This is a genomic window from Amycolatopsis sp. Hca4, from assembly GCF_013364075.1.
In the GTDB taxonomy this organism is placed as follows: Bacteria; Actinomycetota; Actinomycetes; order Mycobacteriales; family Pseudonocardiaceae; genus Amycolatopsis.
Genome location: NZ_CP054925.1, coordinates 3647740 through 3664852 on the forward strand (window position 1 = coordinate 3647740; position 17113 = coordinate 3664852).

Here is a 17113-nt window from a genome sequence, read left to right on the forward strand (position 1 = left end):
CGTCACCAGCTCCCGGCGAGCATCAGCTCGCTGTACTTGTGCTCGTTCGACGCCTTCCGCAGGTCGGCCTCGACCATCATCCGCATCAGCTCCTCGAAGTCGACCGACTGCTTCCAGCCGAGCTCGGCGCGGGCCTTCCGCGGGTCGGCGCACAGGGTCTCCACCTCCGCGGGCCGGACCAGGGCCGGGTCGACGACGACGTGGTCGCGCCAGTTCAGGTCCACCGCGTCGAAGGCGATCTGGACGGCGTCCCGCACCGAGTGCATCTGCCCGGTGCCGACGACGTAGTCGGTCGCCGTCTCCTGCTGCAGCATCAGGTGCATCGCGCGGACGTAGTCGCCGGCGAAGCCCCAGTCGCGGACGGCGTCCAGGTTGCCGAGGTAGAGCTTGTCGCGCAGGCCCAGCTTGATCTCCGCCACCGCCATGGTGATCTTGCGGGTGACGAACTCGGCGCCGCGGCGCGGCGACTCGTGGTTGAACAGGATCCCGGACACCCCGAACATGCCGAAGGATTCGCGGTAGTTCTTGGTGATGAAGTGCCCGTAGGTCTTCGCGACGCCGTAGGGGCTGCGCGGGTGGAAGATCGTCTGCTCGTTCTGCGGGGTCTCGGCGACCTTGCCGTACATCTCCGACGAGGACGCCTGGTAGAACCGCATCCCGCCGCCGGTCGGGCGGGACTTGTCGAGGCCGCAGACCATCCGGACCGCTTCGAGCACCCGCAGCACGCCCATGCCGTTCACCTCGGTGGTGAGCTCGGGCTGCTGCCAGGACATCGGCACGAACGAGATGGCCGCCAGGTTGTACACCTCGTCCGGCTGCACGAAGTCCACCGCGGACACGAGACTGACCTGGTCCATCAGGTCGCCTTCCACGAAGTGGAGGTCGGAGACCAGCCTGCTGATCCGCGACTTGCGCGGATTCGCCTGGCCGCGGACCAGACCCCACACCTGGTAGCCCTCGGCCAGCAGGTGCTCGGCCAGGTACGAGCCGTCCTGCCCGGTGATACCGGTGATCAACGCACGCTTCGCCATGAAGTTCGCCTTCCCTTGCCACGTAACGAGCAAAGCTCCCGCCGTGGCGTCGTCCGGCCGCCGTGCGAGCAGCTCCGGTGCACCTCGCCGCCGCGAAAATCGCGCCGGATCCGGTGCCCGGCAACGACGTTCACGTTCGCCGGAGGCCCGTTCTTTGTCAATGAAACCGGCGCCAAGTCAGTGGCCCCGGTGGGAAACCTAGGGGCGCACCTATAGGGGTCCCGGCAAAGGAAAGAGCCGGGACCCCGTACGGGATCCCGGCTTCTCTCGGCACGTCCGTCAGCGGACCGGCGGCACCGGCCTCAGTGGACGGCGCACCGGCGGCGCCGGCGCCCGGTGGTTGACCGCGACCGGCGGCCGCGGCACGCCCGGCAGGCGCTCCTGCTGCTCCGGCACCCGCAGCTGCGGCTCCGACGCCAGGTCGCGGCGCCGGCTGACACTCAGCTTCCGGTAGACGCGCGTGAGGTGCTGTTCGACCGTGCTGACGGTGATGTAGAGCTGGCTGGCGATCTCCCGGTTGGTGTGCCCCCGCGCGGCGAGCCAGCCGACCCGCTGTTCGGCGTCGGTCAGCAGCTTGACGTCGGCCGGGGCGACCGGACCGCGGAGCGGGACCACCACGTCGGCCGCGCCGCCGTCGAGGAACGTCTTCCGCAGCAGCTCCGCGCCGCACTCCTTGGCCAGCACCCTGGCGTCCCGCTCGGCCGTGCGGGTGGTGGCGGGGTCCCCGCTCGCCCGGCTCAGCTCGGCCAGCGTCCGGGCCAGTTCCAGCTTGGCGCCGGACTTTTCGAGCACGTCCACCGCCTCCTGCAGCAGCCGGGGCCGCCGGGCCGGGTCGGCCACCAGCGCCAGCGTCCGCAGGGTGATGCCGCGGGTGCGGTCCCCGCAGTCCGGGCCGAGCTTCGCCGCCTGCTCCTCGGCGAGCACGCGGGCGTTCTCGCGGTCGCCCAGCTTCAGGTAGACCTCCGCGGCGCTGGAGCGCCACGGCACGAGCGACGGCTGGTCCAGCTCCCACCGGGCCATCTGCTCCCCGCAGGCGAGGAAGTCGTTCAGCGCGGTCGGCAGCCGGCCCGTCGCGAGGTAGTAGTGGCCGCGCGCGTGCAGGTAGTGCAGTCCGAACCGGGTTTCGCCGAGCGCGTCCGGCACCGGCTGGTTGAGCAGCTCGGCCGCTTCGTCGAGCCGGCCCATCTCGGTCAGCGCGGCCAGCAGGGTCGCCAGCGGCGCGCCCACCCCGATGCCCCACGCCTCCGGGGTCATCTTCGTCAGCGCGATCTTCGCGTTGCGGGCCGCGAGCGGCAGGTCGCCCTGCCGCAGCGCGACCTCCGCGCGCAGCTCGGCCAGTGACGCCTGCCAGGTCGGGGCCGGGCGCCCGGCGGCCTGCGCCATCAGGTGGTCCGACCAGGTGGCGGCCTTGTCGAGGCGTTCGGCGTAGATCAGCACCGTCGCCGCGAACACCAGGTGCCGCAGGGTGATGTCGGTCATCCGGGTGCCTTCCAGCACCTGCTCGGCGTCGAGCACCGCGGCCTCCGACGGTCCTTCGCGCACCGCGCTGGTCAGCGCGTCGATCGCCTTGAGCTGCGAGTTCACCGCGAGCCCGAGCTGCGGTGCCGCGGTGCCGTCGGTGATCGAGGCGAGCATCGGCTCGACCAGGTGGAGCATCCCCGGCACCGAGCTGGCCAGCCACGACGACAGCGTCAGCAGTTCGCCGCGGGTGCGGCGGTCCCGGCAGTCGACCAGGTCGCCGAACGCGTTCGCGATCTCCACGGCCTCGTCGACCCGGCCGAACCAGAGCAGGAACTCGAAGATGCCGACGACCCGGATGCCCGGCAGGTGCCCGGCGCGGGTCGCGTGCACCAGCTCCGGCAGCCGGCGCATCGCCTTCGCCGGGGTGGTCCGCCATTCGATGTCGGCCAGCGACGCCTTGGCGATGGCCCGGTCGCGGTCGTCGGTGCAGCAGCGGCTGGCCAGCGCGATGCAGGCGCGGGCCAGCTCGACGTCGTCTTCGAGCAGCGCCGCCTCCGACGCCTCGGACAGCAGGTGCTCGGTCCACGGCTCGTCCAGGTTCCCCGCCACCACGTGGGCGGCGATGGCGGTCGGGCGGGCGCCCTGGTCGAACAGCAGGCGGGCGGCCTGGCCGTGCAGGGCGGCCCGCACGCCGGGGTCGAGTTCCTCGAGCACCGCGGCGCGGGCTTCGGCGTGCCGGAACCGGTGCCCGTCGAGCACACCGGCCGATTCCAGCGCCCGGCGCACCGGCTCGGTGGTGGCCGGCGCGAACGAGACCATGCCGCCGGCCAGCGCGATCTGCGACTGCTCGTCGTCGCCGAGGACGGCCAGCGCCCTGGCGAGTTCGAGCGCCCGCGGCTCGCTGGAGTGCAGGCAGCTGAGCACGGCGTGCCGGTAGGCGGCCCCCGCGACGACCTCGCCCGTGCCGGCCGCCCGGGTGTCGTGCACCAGGGCCGTGGCCAGCAGCGGGTTGCCGCCGCTGACCGCGAAGCACCGCGCGGCCAGCGCGTGGGCCCGGCCCTCGTCGAGCTTGCCGGCCAGCAGGACGCCGACGCCGTTGCGGGACAGCGGGGCCAGCCGCAGCTGGCGGCAGTGCGGCCGCCGCATCAGGTCGACGTGGCGGACCGGGCGCCGCTCGCCCGGGTCGGCCCGCTCGGCGAGCAGCACCAGCACCCTGGCCGGCCGGATGCGCCGGGCCATGTGCTGCAGGAACTGCAGGGACGCGGGATCGGCGTGGTGGGCGTCGTCGACGCAGATGACCAGCGGGGTCTCGGCCGACCAGCCGAGCACCGCGCTGGAAAGGCGGTGCAGGAACCGGCTGTCCAGCAGGGTCGCGTCGGCTTCGGCGTCCTCCACGTACGCCGAGACCTGGTCGGCGATGTCCGCGCGGACGCCCGGCGTGTGCACCAGCTGGGAGACGACGCCGAGGCCGACGGCGGTCTCCGACCGGGCGCCGGACGCCGAGAGCACGACCGCGCCGGTGCCCGCGGCGTGCCTGCCGAAGGTCTCCAGCAGCGCGGTCTTGCCGCTGGCGACCGGGCCGAGGACCAGGCCGACACCGCCGGCCCCGGAGCAGGCGTCGGCGAGCATCTGACTCAGTGTCGCCGTTTCGAAATCACGTTCGATGAGCATGACAGGTACTTCCCCCAGGAATTCGTTGCGTGTTGGATTCGGCTGATCCACGCACCGGGTTGCGGCCGCCCCAGACGGGCCCAACCCGGCTATTCCCGTGAATCACCAGCACAGCCGCGCGCACCGGGCAAATGCTCCTCGCGCGCAATGCTTCACGGTCGATCAACCCGGCAGACCGCTCCCCAACGAGGTGCCTGGTGATGACAAAGTTTCCGGCGACTCGCGCACGAGCCGGCGGCGAAGTGTTATTCGGCGTCCCTTAAGAGGGACCGCGGTAAACGTTCATCGGACGACCTTTCCCCAGACCCCAGATCCCCACGGTTGCCGTTGGACGATTACTGTCCTGATCGCCCGGTTCACCGCGAGGAGATAACGATCAGAAGCTACCACCTGCCCCTACCTGCCGCAACGAGGCACAACAGGGGTTCGTCGCGCAAGGATGTCCGTTTGGTCCCGTTCCACTCAGGCGGGTCGCGACACACCGGCAGCAGGTAAAAGCTGCATGAACCCGCACTCCACCCAGGGTCGAAGCCGACGTGACGGCACTCGGGCGTTCGAGTGAATGGAGTACGGACTCCTTGCCGTTGGGTAACGATTACTTCCCCGGAACCCGAACCTTTTTTCTGTTGCCGCCGAATAAGCTCCGGGAAACAGTACGTGAACGAAATCCCGAGCCGCGGTCAGACCTTCTCGCGGACGCGGCCCTGCTTCGAGAAGTAGCCGCGGACGCTCTTCGTGCACAGCAGCACGAACAGCACGAGCAGCACCAGCGCCTGCCCCGCCTGGCCGGCCCGCATCCAGTCCGGGAACTCGGCCGCGACGATGAGGTAGACCAACCCGGCCAGCCCGAGGACGGTGATCACCATCAGCCGGACGTAGGTGCTGCGGCGGCCGAGCTTGAGCCGCCCGGCCAGCCGGACGTAGACGATCGCGATGACCAGCACCGACACCGGGCGGATCCACAGCACGCTCTCCAGTGAGGAGCGCGTCTCCGCGCGGTCGGCCGGGTTGGCCTGGCCGGTCGACTCCCAGTGCAGCACCTGGTAGTCGAGGATGCCGTCCTTGTGCAGGAAGGTGAGCACCGCGAACGCGACGCTGATCAGCAGGTTGAAGTAGAGCAGGGTGATGACCGGCCGCAGCACGCGCCCGGAGGTGTTCGAGGTGGCCATGGTTTCCCCAGTTCAGTCGGGCGCGGTGGCCCGTTCGACGATCGCGACGAGTTCGGCCGCGTAGGCGTCGACGTCGGTGTCGGGACGCCGGAGCAGTTCGGTGTGGATGCCGTCGATCGCCTGGCGGACGGTGATCGCCATGACGCGCGGGTCGAACCGGCCGAAGTCGCCGGTGCGCTGCCCCTCGCGCAGGCAGGTTTCCAGGATGTCGACGGCGCCGTGGTACCAGTCGTCGTTGCCAGCGGTGGTGGCGCCGCCACCGCCGTGGCGCAGGCTCTCGAGCAGCGCGGTGAGTTCGACCGGGTGCTCGGCGATGAACGCCAGGTTCGACTCGATGTAGGCACGCAGCTCCGCTGCCGGCCCCCGCACCGCGTCGATCCGCTCCCGCATGTAGGCGAGGCTCGTGGCCAGCACGTCCCGGACGACTTCGGCGATCAGGTCGGCCTTGCCGTCGAAGTGGTAGGAGATCATGCCGGTGCTGCTCAGCCCGGCGCGTTTCGCGATCTGCCCGAACGAAGCCTTCGCGTACCCCAGTTCACCGATGGTCTCGATCGCCGCGCGGACGATCTGCGCCCGCCGGGCGTTCTCGGTGAACGTTTTTGCTTGCACGAGCAAAAAGTAGCACGGTTGAGCAAACACCCGCCAGAATGCGCTCTTTCCGCAACCGGGCGGTTGCGGTTCGTGTCGATCACGGGAAAGGCCACCCCGGGGCGTCCGGGGTGGCCTTCACAGCGGTAGGGGTCAGACCTGGCGGGCCGTCGCCATCGCGCGCTCGGTCTCCCAGAAGGCCCGCACCGACCGGATCAAGCCGTCGTCGCCGACGCGGTAGACGAACACCCCGTCGGTGTCGACGCGGTAGCCGCCCGGGAGGAACGTGGTGATCGTGCCGACGTTGGCCACTTCGTCGCCGCCCGCGTGGGAGTCGCGGATGGTGAACTCGAAGCGCTCGACTCCTGCGATCGTCTTGTCCCAGAACGCGCCGATGCCCTCCCGGCCGTGGTGCCCCTTGCCCTCTTCGTCGAAGAACGACGGCCCGACCGGGTCCTCGACCACCGCGTCCGGGGCGAAGAGGGCCAGCCAGCCCTCCTTGTCCCCCGCGGCCACCGCGGTCATCGACGCGAACGCCGCGCGGCGCGCCGCCGGCTGCTCCTGCCCGGTGTCCCAGCTGACCTGCACGTCCACGGCGGTCACTCCTCGAACTTGGCGATGATGTCGGTGCCGAACCTGCGGATGGCGTCGAGCTTCGGCTCGACCGGCGCGTCGAACCCGACGCCGTCGAACACCCACGGCATGGTGATCACGTCGGTGACGCCCGCTTCCGCCTGCGCGCGGTAGCCGTCCAGGCCGAAGGCGTCGATGCACACCGCCTGGTACTCGAACGGGTCGTCGGCGCGGCCCCGCTCGGCCAGCAGCTCCTTGATCCGGGCGATGGTGTCGCGCAGCTCGTCGAGCTTCATCATCGCCGAGGACCAGCCGTCGGCCACCCGGGCGGCGCGCTTCAGCGCGACCTCGGTGTGGCCGCCGATGTAGAACGGCACCCGGCTCGGCGGCGCGGGGCTCATCCGGATCCTGTCGAAGTCGTAGAACTCGCCGTGGTACTCGACCATGCCGCCGCCGAGGATCAGCCGCAGCACGTCGATGGCCTCGTCGACCCGCTTGCCGCGTCGTTCGAACGGCACGCCGCAGTACTCGAACTCCTGCGGCAGCCAGCCGACGCCGAGCCCGAGGCCGAACCGGCCGCCGGTGAGCACCGCCGCCGAGCCGACCTGGCGGGCCAGCAGCACCGGGTTGCGGGAGCCGAGCTTCAGCACCGAGGTGTAGAAGTGGATCCGGCTGGTCACCGCCCCCATCGACGCGGTGGCCACGAGCGGGTCGACCCAGGGGGTCTCCGCGGTCCAGAACCGGCTGCCGTCGGGGGTGTACGGGTAGTCGGTGTCCACCGTCTCGGCGTAGAAGAGCGAGTCGGGCAGGGCAATGGAGGCGAAGCCGGCCTCTTCGGCGGCCCGGGCGAGCTCGCCCAGCTGATCGAGGGGGTTCATCGCGATCGACAGGGTGAACTTCATGACCGAACTATAACGTGTTCTAGTTTACTCGGCCAGGGCTCGTGGTGGGCCCGGTCACGCTCCGGGAACCCACCGCGTAGCGTCCGCGTTGTCCGTTTCGAAGGTGACCACGTGGTCACCGAGCCCCGAACTTCCAGGAGTGGTCCATGGGCACCGCGATCTTCCTGATCGTGCTCGTCGTCGTGATCGTCGGTGGCGGCCTCTATTTCTCGCGGCAGCGCGCCGCGGCCCGGCAGCGGGAGCTGGACGACGCCAAGGCCGACGCCAGGCGCCTGGTCGAGCGGCTCGGCGGCCAGGTCCTCAACCTCAACGGCACGGACACCGCGTCGCAGCAGGCGATGGCCGACGCGAGCGAGCGCTACAACGCGGCCGGTTCGCAGCTGGAGCAGGCCCGCACGATCGAGCAGGCCCGGCTGGTCAAGGACACGGCCGTCGAGGGTCTCTACTACGTCCGCGCCGCGCGGGTCGCGATGGGCATGGACCCCGGCCCGCAGCTGCCGGAGGAGGCCGAGCGCGAGCGCGCAGGCAAGGTCACCGAGCGCCGCGAGGTCGACGTCGAGGGCCAGCACTACGCCGCCTCGCCGGAGGCCGGTCAGGACACGCCGTACTACTACCCCGGCGGTCGCGTCGCGGGCCGTCCGGTGCCGCAGGGCTGGTACAGCGAGCCGTGGTGGAAGCCCGCGCTCGTGGCCGGTGCCTGGGGTCTCGGGTCGATGTTCCTGTTCAGCGCGATGTTCTCGGGCATGAGCGGCATCGCGAGCGCCTCGGCGTGGGAGTCCGGTTACGACGCGGGCCAGCAGGACGCCCTCGAGTCCGGTGACACGGGCGGCGACGGCGGTGACTTCGGCGGTGACGGCGGAGGCGACTTCGGCGGAGACGGCGGCGGCGACTGGGGCGGCGGCTTCGACGGGGGCGGGTTCGACGGCGGAGGCTTCGACGGCGGCGGTTTCGACTTCTGACCCCCGACGTCCACGAGCGGCTCGTTCACCCGAACGGGCCGCTCACGGCGTTTTCAGGGCAGCTGGCACTTCGGGCACCAATAGAGGTTGCGCCCGGCCAGCTCCGAGTTCGCCACCAGCGTCCCGCACACCAGGCACGGCTCGCCCGCGCGCCGGTAGACGTAGACCTCGCCGCCGTGGCGGTCCACCCGGGCCGCGCGGCCCATCGCCTCCGGCAGGTGCTCCGGGCGGACGGTGTCGATGCGGCCGACGCGCACGCCGTCGCGCATCAGGGTCACCAGGTCGGCCCACATCTCGTCCCACAACCCGCGGTCCAGCGCGCGGCCCGGGGTCAGCGGCGCGACGCCGTGGCGGAACAGCACCTCGGCGCGGTAGACGTTGCCGACGCCGGCGAGCACCGCCTGGTCCATCAGCAGCGCCGCGATCGACGTCTTCGACCGCGAGATGCGCGCCCAGGCCAGTTCCGGTTTCGCGTCGCGGCGCAGCGGGTCGGGGCCGAGGCGGGCCTTGATCGCGTCCGCCTGCGCGGGGTCCAGCAGCTCGCACTTCGTGGGCCCGCGCAGGTCCGTCCAATGTGTCCGGCCGGCCAGCCGCAGCCGGACCTGCCCCACCGGCTCGGGCGCGGGCAGCGGGGACTCGCCGAACGTGCCGTACAGCCCGAGGTGGATGTGCACGACGCCGTGCGGGCCGTAGTCGTGGAAGAGGTGCTTGCCGTACGCCTCGGCGCCGACGAACACCTGACCGTCCAAACGGGACGCTTCGGCGGCGAACCGGCCCTGCGGGCTGCTCACCTCGACCGGCGCCCCGGCGTACCGGCGCTTGTGCAGCCGCGCGAGCCGGTGGAGCGTGTGCCCCTCGGGCATCAGGCCTCCGGCAGCGCCGGCGGCGTCCCGGTGCGCTCGTAGTCCAGCAGCTGCTGCACGCGGCGGGCGTGCCGCTCGTCCGGCGAGACCTCGGTCGCCAGGAACGCTTCGACGATCTCGACGGCTTCTTCGGCGGTGTGCATCCGGGCGCCGACCCCGATCAGCTGGGCGTGGTTGTGCTCGCGGCACAGCTTCGCGGTCTCGACGCTCCAGGCGAGGCCGGCGCGGGCGCCGGGCACCTTGTTGGCGGCGATCTGCTCACCGTTGCCCGAGCCGCCGACGACGATGCCGCGGCTGCCCTCGTCGGCCACCACGCGCAGCGCCGTCTCGACGCAGAACGCCGGGTAGTCGTCGGCCGCGTCGTAGACGTGCGGACCGATGTCGGTCACCTCGTGCCCCTGCTTCTCCAGGTGAGCCACCAGGTGGTTCTTCAGCTCGAAACCGGCATGGTCGGATCCCAAATAGACACGCACAGCCGGAAGTCTGCCACCACGGCCGGTTTCGGGCATGCTCCGGGGGTGGGGATCTGGGAGCAGACCGGCAGCGACGTGCGGCTCGACTGGGGCGCCGAAGGGGTGGCCGCACTGGGCCGCGAATGCGCGGTGCTGGTGGTGGTCGACGTGCTTTCCTTCAGCACCACCACGGACCTCGTGGTCGGCCGCGGCGGCCGCGTGCTGCCGGTCCGGTGGCGTGACGAGCGCGGGATCGCGCAGGCCCGGGCGGCCGGGGCGGTCATCGCCGGTGAGAGCGGATTCACCCTGCGGCCGTCTTCTGTGACGGACATCCCTCCTGGCACGCTGCTCGCCCTCCCCTCACCCAACGGCGCCACGCTGTGCGACGCAGCCGCGGCGACCGGAGCGAAGGTGCTCGTGGGCTGCCTGCGCAACGCCTCCGCCGTCGCGGCGAAGGCCGTCGCGCTGGTCTGCCCGGTCGGGCTGATCGCGGCCGGGGAACGCTGGGGGGTGAACATCTTCGGCGCGGGCACGACGCCGGGTCCGCTGCGGCCGTGCGTCGAGGACCAGGTGGGCGCCGGGGCGATCGCCGCCGCGCTGGCCGGGCACGGGCTTTCGCTGTCCGCCGAAGCGGCGCTCGCGGCGCGGTCCGTCGACGTCACGGCGTTGAGCAGCTGCGTGTCGGGGCGTGAGCTGACCGAAGCAGGCCACGGCGGCGACGTCGTCCTGGCCGCCCGATCCGACGTGAGCGGAACCGCTCCCGTCCTGAGCGAAGGAGTACTGGCATGACCGGCCGCTGGATCGAGGTCGCCGAGGGCGTGCACGCGCGCCGGTACGAGGAGCTGGACCTGACCGCCGGGCTGGTCGTGGGCACCGAACGCTGCCTGGTCGTCGACACGCGCGGCGACCTCGAGCAGGGCGCCGAGCTCGCCGCGGCGGTCCGGGAGGTCACGCCGCTGCCGTGGGTCGTGGTGTACACGCACGCGCACTTCGACCACGCCTGGGGCACCGAGGCGTTCCTGCCCTGCGAGGTCTGGGCGCACGAAGGCTGCGCGGCCGAGCTGAGGACGGACCTGGAGACCGTGCGCGCCAAGTGGGTCGCGCACTACCGCGCGGAGGGCAAGCCGGAGATCGCCGACGCGATCGGGCGCACGACCATCACCGGCCCGGACCACACGTTCACCGACCGCGTCGAGCTCGACCTGGGCGGCCGCACGGCTGTCCTGCTGCACCCGGGCCGCGCGCACACGAGCCACGACGTCGTGGTGCACGTCCCGGACGCGGGCGTCGTCTTCGCCGGTGATGTCGTCGAACACGCCGAAGCGGGATTCAGCGAGTATTCGTTCAGCGACGAAACGGACCTGACCGCGTGGCCGGCCGCGTTCGACCGGATCCTCGCGCTGGAGCCCCGCGTGGTGGTCCCCGGCCACGGCGACCCGGTCGACGCCGGGTTCGTCCGCTACCACCGCGACGGCCTGCACGAACTGATCACGCTGAAAGCGGGCGTGGGCCGCGGCGAGACGACCGAGGTCGCCGCCGTGGCCGCGTCCCGCTATCCCGGCGACGTCACCCTGGCCGCCCTCGCGACCCCGTGACGAGGAGAGGGGCGGTGGCCCTCTGCGCCACCGCCCCGTCCCGCGACCCCCCGGCCCCGGCTCAGTCGAAGTTCAGCTCACCCGAGCGGGTGCGCTTGAGCTCGAAGAAGTCCGGGTAGCTCGCCAGCGCCACGGCGCCGTCGAACACCTTCAGCGCGGCCTCGCCCCGCGGGATCGAGGTCAGGACCGGGCCGAAGAACGCCACGCCGTCGATGTGGATCGTCGGGGTGCCGACGTCCATGCCGACCGGGTCCATGCCCTCGTGGTGGCTCTTCTTCAGCGCCTCGTCGTACTCGGTGGAGTGCGCGGCGTCGGCCAGCTCGGCCGGCGCGCCGATCGCGGCGAGAGCCTCCTTGATCACCACGTCGTAGTCCTTGGTGCCCTGGTTGTGGTAGCGGGTGCCGAACTCGGTGTAGTACTCGCGCAGCACCTCTTCGCCCTTGAGCTGCGAAAGCGCGACGGCGACCCGCACCGGGCCCCAGCCCTTCGCCAGCAGCTCCTTGTACTGCTCGGGCAGCTCGTCCCGGCCCTCGTTCAGGACCGACAGGCTCATGATCCGGAAGTGCAGATCCAGGTTGCGGTGCTTTTCCACCTCGAGGATCCAGCGGGAGGTGATCCACGCGAACGGGCAGATCGGGTCGAAGTAGAAATCGACCTTCGTGGGCTGCTCGGCAGCGGTCATTCGGGTGCTCCTGAGTGGCGTCTCGGTGTGGGCGGACCCCCACACGACGAGCCAACACCGCGCAACCCGGGGTTGTTCCCTTATCGCCCGCCACCCCGTCCCCATGATTGGATGCGGGGAGTTGAAAACCGATACCAACGACCAGAGGTGCCTGTGCCCGCCCCCAACCTGACCCGTGATCAAGCCAAGCTGCGCGCGGATCTGCTCGACGTCACCGGTTACGACATCGAGCTCGATCTGACCGACGGCCACGGCGGCCCCGGGGAGAAGACCTTCGCGTCGACGACGACCGTCCGGTTCTCCAGCGCCCGGGCCGGCGAATCGACGTGGGTCGACATCGTCGCCGACCGCGTGCACTCGGCGACCCTGAACGGCGCGGACGTCGACGTCAGCGCGTACGTCGAGGACAAGGGCATCGCGCTGGCCGGGCTGGCCGAGTCCAACGAGCTCACGGTGACCGCCGACTGCCGGTACATGAACACCGGCGAAGGCCTGCACCGGTTCGTCGACCCGGTCGACGACGGCGTCTACCTGTACACGCAGTTCGAGACGGCGGACGCCAAGCGCATGTTCGCCTGCTTCGACCAGCCGGACCTGAAGTCGGTCTACCGGCTCACGGTGATCGCGCCGAAGGACTGGAAGGTCGTCTCCAACGCCATCGCCGAGTCCGCCGAAGAGACGCCGGAAGGCGCCGTCCGCACGGTGTTCCGCGAGTCCGAGCGGATCTCCACCTACCTCGTCGCGCTGGTCGCCGGCCCGTACTCCGAATGGCACGACGAGTACACCGACGACCACAAGACGATCCCGCTCGGCATCTACTGCCGCGCGTCGCTGGCCGAGCACATGGACGCCGACCGCCTCTTCACCGAGACCAAGCAGGGCTTCGGCTTCTACCACGAGAAGTTCGGCACGCCCTACCCGTTCTCCAAGTACGACCAGCTGTTCGTGCCGGAGTTCAACGCGGGCGCGATGGAGAACGCCGGCGCGGTGACGTTCCTGGAGGACTACGTCTTCCGCAGCCGCGTCACCCGCTACGCCTACGAGCGGCGCGCCGAGACGCTGCTGCACGAGATGGCGCACATGTGGTTCGGCGACCTGGTCACCATGCGCTGGTGGGACGACCTGTGGCTGAACGAGTCGTTCGCGACCTTCGCGAGCGTGCTGGCCCAGGCCGAGGCGACCGAGTACAAGAACGCCTGGACGAGCTTCGCGAACATCGAGAAGTCGTGGGCGTACCGGCAGGACCAGCTGCCCTCGACGCACCCGATCGCGGCCGACATCGTCGACCTGCACGCGGTCGAGGTCAACTTCGACGGCATCACCTACGCCAAGGGCGCGAGCGTGCTCAAGCAGCTCGTCGCCTACGTCGGCCTCGACCACTTCCTCGACGGCCTCAAGGTGTACTTCGGCAAGCACGCCTGGGGCAACGCCACGCTGGCCGACCTGCTCGGCGCGCTGGAGGAGGCGTCCGGCCGCGACCTGTCGTGGTGGAGCGCGCAGTGGCTGGAGACGACCGGGCTCAACTCGCTGAGCCCGCGCTACGAGGTCGGCGCGGACGGCACGTTCACCTCGTTCGCCGTCGTGCAGTCGGGCGCGAAGCCGGGCGCCGGCGAGCTGCGCACGCACCGCGTGGCCGTGGGTGTCTACGACGAGGACGCGTCCGGCAAGATCGTCCGGACCCAGCGCGTCGAGCTGGACGTCGACGGCGAGCGCACCGAGGTACCGGACCTGGTCGGCCGCCCGGCGGGCAAACTGGTCCTGGTCAACGACGACGACCTGACGTACTGCACGATGCGCCTCGACCCGGCGTCCCTGACGACGCTGATCGACCGCATCGCGGACATCACCGAGCCCCTCCCGCGCACCCTGTGCTGGTCGGCGGCGTGGGAGATGACCCGCGAGGCCGAGCTGAAGGCCCGCGACTTCGTGACGCTGGTCCAGCGAGGGATCCACACGGAGTCCGAGGTCGGCGTGGTCCAGCGCCTGCTGCTGCAGGCCCAGACGGCGCTGAACTCGTACGCGGAGCAGGAGTGGGCGGTCTCTCGCGGGTGGCCGGCGTTCACCGCGCGGCTGCTGGAGCTGGTCCGGGGCGCCGAGCCGGGTTCGGACCACCAGCTGGCGTTCGTGAACTCGCTGGCCGGCTCGGTGCTGGACGACGCCACGCTGGCGGTGCTGTCCGGTTGGCTGGACGGTTCGGCCCCGCTGGAGGGCCTGACGGTGGACACGGACCTGCGCTGGCGCCTCCTGCACGCACTGGTGGCCCACGGGAAGGCGGCAGCACCGGAGATCGACGCCGAGCTCAAGCGCGACAACACGGCCACCGGTCGCCGCCAGGCCGAGCGAGCCCGCGCCCTCCGCCCGGAACCGGAGGCCAAGGCGGACGCGTGGCAGCGAGCGGTGTACGACGACGAGCTCCCGAACGCGGTGAGCGACTCGCTCATCTCGGGCTTCTCCCACCCGGGCCAGAAGGCGCTGCTGGGGTCGTACGTGGCGAAGTACTTCGAGGTGATCGACGAGGTGTGGCAGCGCCGTTCGAGCGAGCGGGCCCAGCCGATCGCGATCGGGCTGTACCCGTCATGGGCGGTGGCCCCGGAGACGGTGACGGCCTCGGACGAGTGGCTGAAGGGTGAGCACCCCCAGGCTTTGCGCCGGTTGGTTTCGGAAGGCCGCGCGGGGATCGTCCGGGCTTTGGCGGCGCGGGACTTCGACGCCCAGGCCTGAGTTCCCGGGGTCGGGTCGTGCTCCGGCACGGCCCGGCCCCCGGCATGGCCCGCTGGGGCATAGCCCCTCAGCAGCGCCGCCCCGGCACGACCCGCCCTCCCTGGGGGCTGCCCCCGCTTCCAGCGTATCGAGCCCAACCGACAAAAACCGGCAACCGACCGCCGGCCGCCCACCGGTTGTCCACAACACCCCAGCCCTGGGGATACCGAGCCAAACCCCAGGTCCGAACGCGAAACGGCCCCGCACCAGCAGGTGCGGGGCCGTTCGCTTGCGAAGATCAGCGGGGCGCGGGCCGATCACTTCCGAAGATCAGCGCGGCGCGGGGCCCGCCTGGTCGGACAGCATGCGCAGCGCGTTCACCAGGCCGTTGACCAGTCCGCGGATCAGGTCGCCCTCCTTGAACGAGGCCACCATGCTCGCCACCGCCAGCTTGGCGCCGCGGTCCGGCAGGCGCAGGTGCGCCGCCTTGCCGGTCACGATCTCGATGACCCGCTCACCCGGCGAAACCGCGATCAGCACCGAGTTCGCCGGATCGGCCGTCGTCGCGTGCAGCTTCTCCGCCGTCACCCGGCTCTCGGCCCCGAGCTCGCCGAGGTACAGGCTGAAGTCCAGCCCGGTCTCGCGCGAAGCGAACGTCAGGGCCTCGTCGAGGCGGGCCAGCTGCCGCGTGTTGAACGGCCCGGACGGCGCCTCCGGCTCGTACATCTTGGCCGCGGACACCCGTCCGGTGGCCATCAGCGCCTCGCCGTAGCCCAGCTCGGACTCGTCGACGCGCTTCGTCAGCTCACCAGTTGCCACGAGCGCCTCCCGCCGCGGTCGGAGCGCCCTCGGGCGCGCTGTTCTCGATACCGGCGTGCCGGTGGGCGGTGCCCGCCCCTTCGGGGTTGGCGCTCCACCACATGGCCGGGTACTCCCAGGCCTGGCCGGACCGGTGCCGCGGGGCACCGCCGGACCGGCGCCGGAGCGTCAGCAGCCCGGCGAGGCCGTAGATGGCCAGCGGGATCACGGCGAAGACCACGATCGTCTCGACAACGTTCACGGCGCTGAGCGTATCGGATGACCTCCGCACCCACCGCGCGCGGCGCACTCGACCGTTCGTCGTAAGCCGACCGCCGTCCGCCGCTTGGCTCGCGGCCACTGGAACGTTGGGGCGAAGACCGTCGGGCCGAAAGGTTGCAACTCAACGTACAGGCGGCCGCACCCGCCGCTGTCGTCTTGTCCGGGCCTTGAAATCCTCGTAGCTTTTTCACCTGTACGGGCCTTGCGCCCCGCTCCCCAGCCCCAGCAGGTAACGCACCGGTCCCAGGAGGCCTTGCCATGAACAGCGTCCACACGCCCGCACAGGCGATCACCGAGACCTTCTCGTCACCGAGCGACACCGAATTCGTGCCCGGAACGCGTGTGACGGCGGGCACAAGGGTTACCCGCGGTACACGCGTCACTCGCGGTACACGCGTGACAGCCGGAACGCGGGTCACGGCGGGCACCCGGGTGACGGCGGGCACGCGAGTCACCCGAGGGACCCGGGTCACGCGTGGCACGCGCGTCACGATGGGCACGCGTGTGACGGCCGGCACGCGAGTCACCTGCGGCACCCGCGTCACGCGAGGCACCCGGGTCACGCGCGGCACGCGCGTCACCATGGGCACTCGCGTCACCTGCCAGAGCGACTACACGCTCGCTGCCTGACCCGTACTCCAGGGACGCGCACCACCTGAGCGCAAGCACCCGGCTCGCCCCGGCCGCCGCACAGGCAGCCGGGGCGCCGGCTTGTCCAGGGGGCTCCACCCCCGTGCATCAGGCGGCGGAGCCGAGGTACGGCCGCCAGAGCGGGTCGGCCTCCTTGGAGTGGGCGAGCAGCCGCCAGTGCGGGCCGTGGGGCGCCCGCGGGACGATCCGCAGCCGCCAGCCGATCTCCGAGAGCAGCCGGTCCGCCTTGCGGTGGTTGCACTTGGCGCAGCAGGCGACGCAGTTGGTCCAGCTGTGGGGGCCGCCCCGGCTGCGCGGGACGACGTGGTCGATCGTCTCGGCCCGTCCTCCGCAGTAGGCGCAGCGGTACCGGTCGCGGTGCATCAGCCCCGCACGGGTCAGCGGTACCTGCGCGCGATACGGTACGCGCACGTACGTGCTGAGGCGGATCACCGAGGGCACCGGCAGCGAGACCTTCGCCGAGTGCAGCTCGATCCCGCCGGGGTCACCGTGGACCACTTCGGCCTTGCCGCACATCACGAGCACGACGGCGCGCCGCAGCGGCAACGCCGTCAGCGGCTCGAAGGTGGCGTTGAGCAGGAGCACCCGGCGCCGGCCCCAGGCCGGGGCAGCCGGATCACGGCCTCTACTACGCTGTCCGGGCGGGCGGGTCACTCCCCCTGGGCGGGTCCCCGGCCCGGCCGGGACGGTTCCGCCGGATGCGGAACCCCCCGGATAGGCACGCAGAACCACCTCT

At 71.2% G+C, this 17113-nt stretch carries 17 protein-coding genes; 5 read left to right on the forward strand and 12 right to left on the reverse strand.

Going from position 1 to position 17113, the window contains the following annotated elements; translation table 11 throughout:
- Positions 1-2: 2 nt before the first annotated feature.
- The 6 genes from HUT10_RS15740 to HUT10_RS15765 form a co-directional block, all read right to left on the reverse strand.
- Positions 3-1031: a GDP-mannose 4,6-dehydratase gene (locus HUT10_RS15740; protein WP_176171894.1), complete on the reverse strand. Its 1029-nt coding sequence runs from the start codon at positions 1029-1031 to the stop codon at positions 3-5.
- Between the two features lie 279 nt (positions 1032-1310).
- A complete protein-coding gene (locus HUT10_RS15745; protein ID WP_303246967.1) occupies positions 1311-4163 on the reverse strand; it encodes a LuxR family transcriptional regulator in 2853 nt (950 codons plus the stop codon).
- Positions 4164-4843: 680 nt separating this feature from the next.
- Positions 4844-5332 (reverse strand): hypothetical protein, encoded by a 489-nt coding sequence (locus HUT10_RS15750; protein ID WP_176171896.1) that lies wholly within the window; start codon positions 5330-5332, stop codon positions 4844-4846.
- Positions 5333-5344: 12 nt separating this feature from the next.
- Positions 5345-5941: a TetR/AcrR family transcriptional regulator gene (locus tag HUT10_RS15755; protein ID WP_254896890.1), complete on the reverse strand. Its 597-nt coding sequence runs from the start codon at positions 5939-5941 to the stop codon at positions 5345-5347.
- 132 nt (positions 5942-6073) lie between these two features.
- Positions 6074-6514, reverse strand: coding sequence for a nuclear transport factor 2 family protein (locus tag HUT10_RS15760; RefSeq protein ID WP_176171898.1), 441 nt, complete (start codon positions 6512-6514; stop codon positions 6074-6076).
- Positions 6515-6519: 5 nt separating this feature from the next.
- On the reverse strand, positions 6520-7395 hold the full coding sequence (locus tag HUT10_RS15765) for a TIGR03619 family F420-dependent LLM class oxidoreductase (protein WP_176171899.1): 876 nt from the start codon (positions 7393-7395) through the stop codon (positions 6520-6522).
- Positions 7396-7541: 146 nt separating this feature from the next.
- On the opposite strand from HUT10_RS15765, the gene HUT10_RS15770 reads away from it, so the two are divergent.
- Positions 7542-8354, forward strand: a complete 813-nt coding sequence (locus HUT10_RS15770) for a hypothetical protein (RefSeq protein WP_176171900.1) — start codon at positions 7542-7544, stop codon at positions 8352-8354.
- 53 nt (positions 8355-8407) lie between these two features.
- Here HUT10_RS15770 and HUT10_RS15775 read toward each other — a convergent pair whose 3' ends face one another.
- On the reverse strand, positions 8408-9217 hold the full coding sequence (locus HUT10_RS15775; RefSeq protein ID WP_176171901.1) for an Fpg/Nei family DNA glycosylase: 810 nt from the start codon (positions 9215-9217) through the stop codon (positions 8408-8410).
- Positions 9217-9690, reverse strand: a complete 474-nt coding sequence (locus HUT10_RS15780; RefSeq protein WP_176171902.1) for a ribose-5-phosphate isomerase — start codon at positions 9688-9690, stop codon at positions 9217-9219. Before HUT10_RS15780 ends, HUT10_RS15775 begins: the two co-directional genes overlap by 1 nt.
- 51 nt (positions 9691-9741) lie before the next feature.
- Between HUT10_RS15780 and HUT10_RS15785 the strand changes: the two genes are divergently transcribed.
- Together HUT10_RS15785 and HUT10_RS15790 are read left to right on the forward strand one after the other, a co-directional pair.
- Complete coding sequence (locus HUT10_RS15785; protein ID WP_254897469.1) at positions 9742-10458, forward strand: 2-phosphosulfolactate phosphatase; 717 nt, start codon at positions 9742-9744, stop codon at positions 10456-10458.
- Entirely contained in the window at positions 10455-11264 is an 810-nt protein-coding gene (locus HUT10_RS15790) for an MBL fold metallo-hydrolase (RefSeq protein ID WP_176171904.1), read from the forward strand. The genes HUT10_RS15785 and HUT10_RS15790 overlap by 4 nt, the downstream gene beginning before the upstream one ends.
- Positions 11265-11325: 61 nt before the next feature.
- On the opposite strand, the gene HUT10_RS15795 is transcribed toward HUT10_RS15790, so the two are convergent.
- Positions 11326-11946 (reverse strand): DsbA family protein, encoded by a 621-nt coding sequence (locus tag HUT10_RS15795; RefSeq protein WP_176171905.1) that lies wholly within the window; start codon positions 11944-11946, stop codon positions 11326-11328.
- A 153-nt stretch (positions 11947-12099) separates the two neighbouring features.
- On the opposite strand from HUT10_RS15795, the gene pepN reads away from it, so the two are divergent.
- Positions 12100-14667 carry an aminopeptidase N gene (gene pepN / locus HUT10_RS15800; protein ID WP_176177844.1) on the forward strand — a complete coding sequence of 856 codons (2568 nt, stop codon included), beginning with the start codon at positions 12100-12102 and terminating at the stop codon, positions 14665-14667.
- A 309-nt stretch (positions 14668-14976) separates the two neighbouring features.
- Here pepN and HUT10_RS15805 read toward each other — a convergent pair whose 3' ends face one another.
- On the reverse strand, positions 14977-15465 hold the full coding sequence (locus HUT10_RS15805) for a DUF5130 family protein (protein ID WP_176171906.1): 489 nt from the start codon (positions 15463-15465) through the stop codon (positions 14977-14979).
- A complete protein-coding gene (locus HUT10_RS15810) occupies positions 15452-15706 on the reverse strand; it encodes a hypothetical protein (protein ID WP_176171907.1) in 255 nt (84 codons plus the stop codon). Before HUT10_RS15810 ends, HUT10_RS15805 begins: the two co-directional genes overlap by 14 nt.
- A 278-nt stretch (positions 15707-15984) precedes the next feature.
- On the opposite strand from HUT10_RS15810, the gene HUT10_RS51010 reads away from it, so the two are divergent.
- On the forward strand, positions 15985-16356 hold the full coding sequence (locus HUT10_RS51010; RefSeq protein ID WP_254896891.1) for a hypothetical protein: 372 nt from the start codon (positions 15985-15987) through the stop codon (positions 16354-16356).
- A 108-nt stretch (positions 16357-16464) separates the two neighbouring features.
- On the opposite strand, the gene HUT10_RS15815 is transcribed toward HUT10_RS51010, so the two are convergent.
- A complete protein-coding gene (locus HUT10_RS15815) occupies positions 16465-16962 on the reverse strand; it encodes an HNH endonuclease (protein WP_176171908.1) in 498 nt (165 codons plus the stop codon).
- Positions 16963-17113: the final 151 nt, after the last annotated feature.

Coding starts and splice junctions, on each gene's coding strand:
- HUT10_RS15740 (WP_176171894.1), bottom strand. CDS start 1,031: ATGGCGAAGCGTGCGTTGATCACCGGTATCACCGGGCAGGACGGCTCG.
- HUT10_RS15745 (WP_303246967.1), bottom strand. CDS start 4,163: ATGCTCATCGAACGTGATTTCGAAACGGCGACACTGAGTCAGATGCTC.
- HUT10_RS15750 (WP_176171896.1), bottom strand. CDS start 5,332: ATGGCCACCTCGAACACCTCCGGGCGCGTGCTGCGGCCGGTCATCACC.
- HUT10_RS15765 (WP_176171899.1), bottom strand. CDS start 7,395: ATGAAGTTCACCCTGTCGATCGCGATGAACCCCCTCGATCAGCTGGGC.
- HUT10_RS15770 (WP_176171900.1), top strand. CDS start 7,542: ATGGGCACCGCGATCTTCCTGATCGTGCTCGTCGTCGTGATCGTCGGT.
- HUT10_RS15775 (WP_176171901.1), bottom strand. CDS start 9,217: ATGCCCGAGGGGCACACGCTCCACCGGCTCGCGCGGCTGCACAAGCGC.
- HUT10_RS15790 (WP_176171904.1), top strand. CDS start 10,455: ATGACCGGCCGCTGGATCGAGGTCGCCGAGGGCGTGCACGCGCGCCGG.
- HUT10_RS15795 (WP_176171905.1), bottom strand. CDS start 11,946: ATGACCGCTGCCGAGCAGCCCACGAAGGTCGATTTCTACTTCGACCCG.
- HUT10_RS51010 (WP_254896891.1), top strand. CDS start 15,985: ATGAACAGCGTCCACACGCCCGCACAGGCGATCACCGAGACCTTCTCG.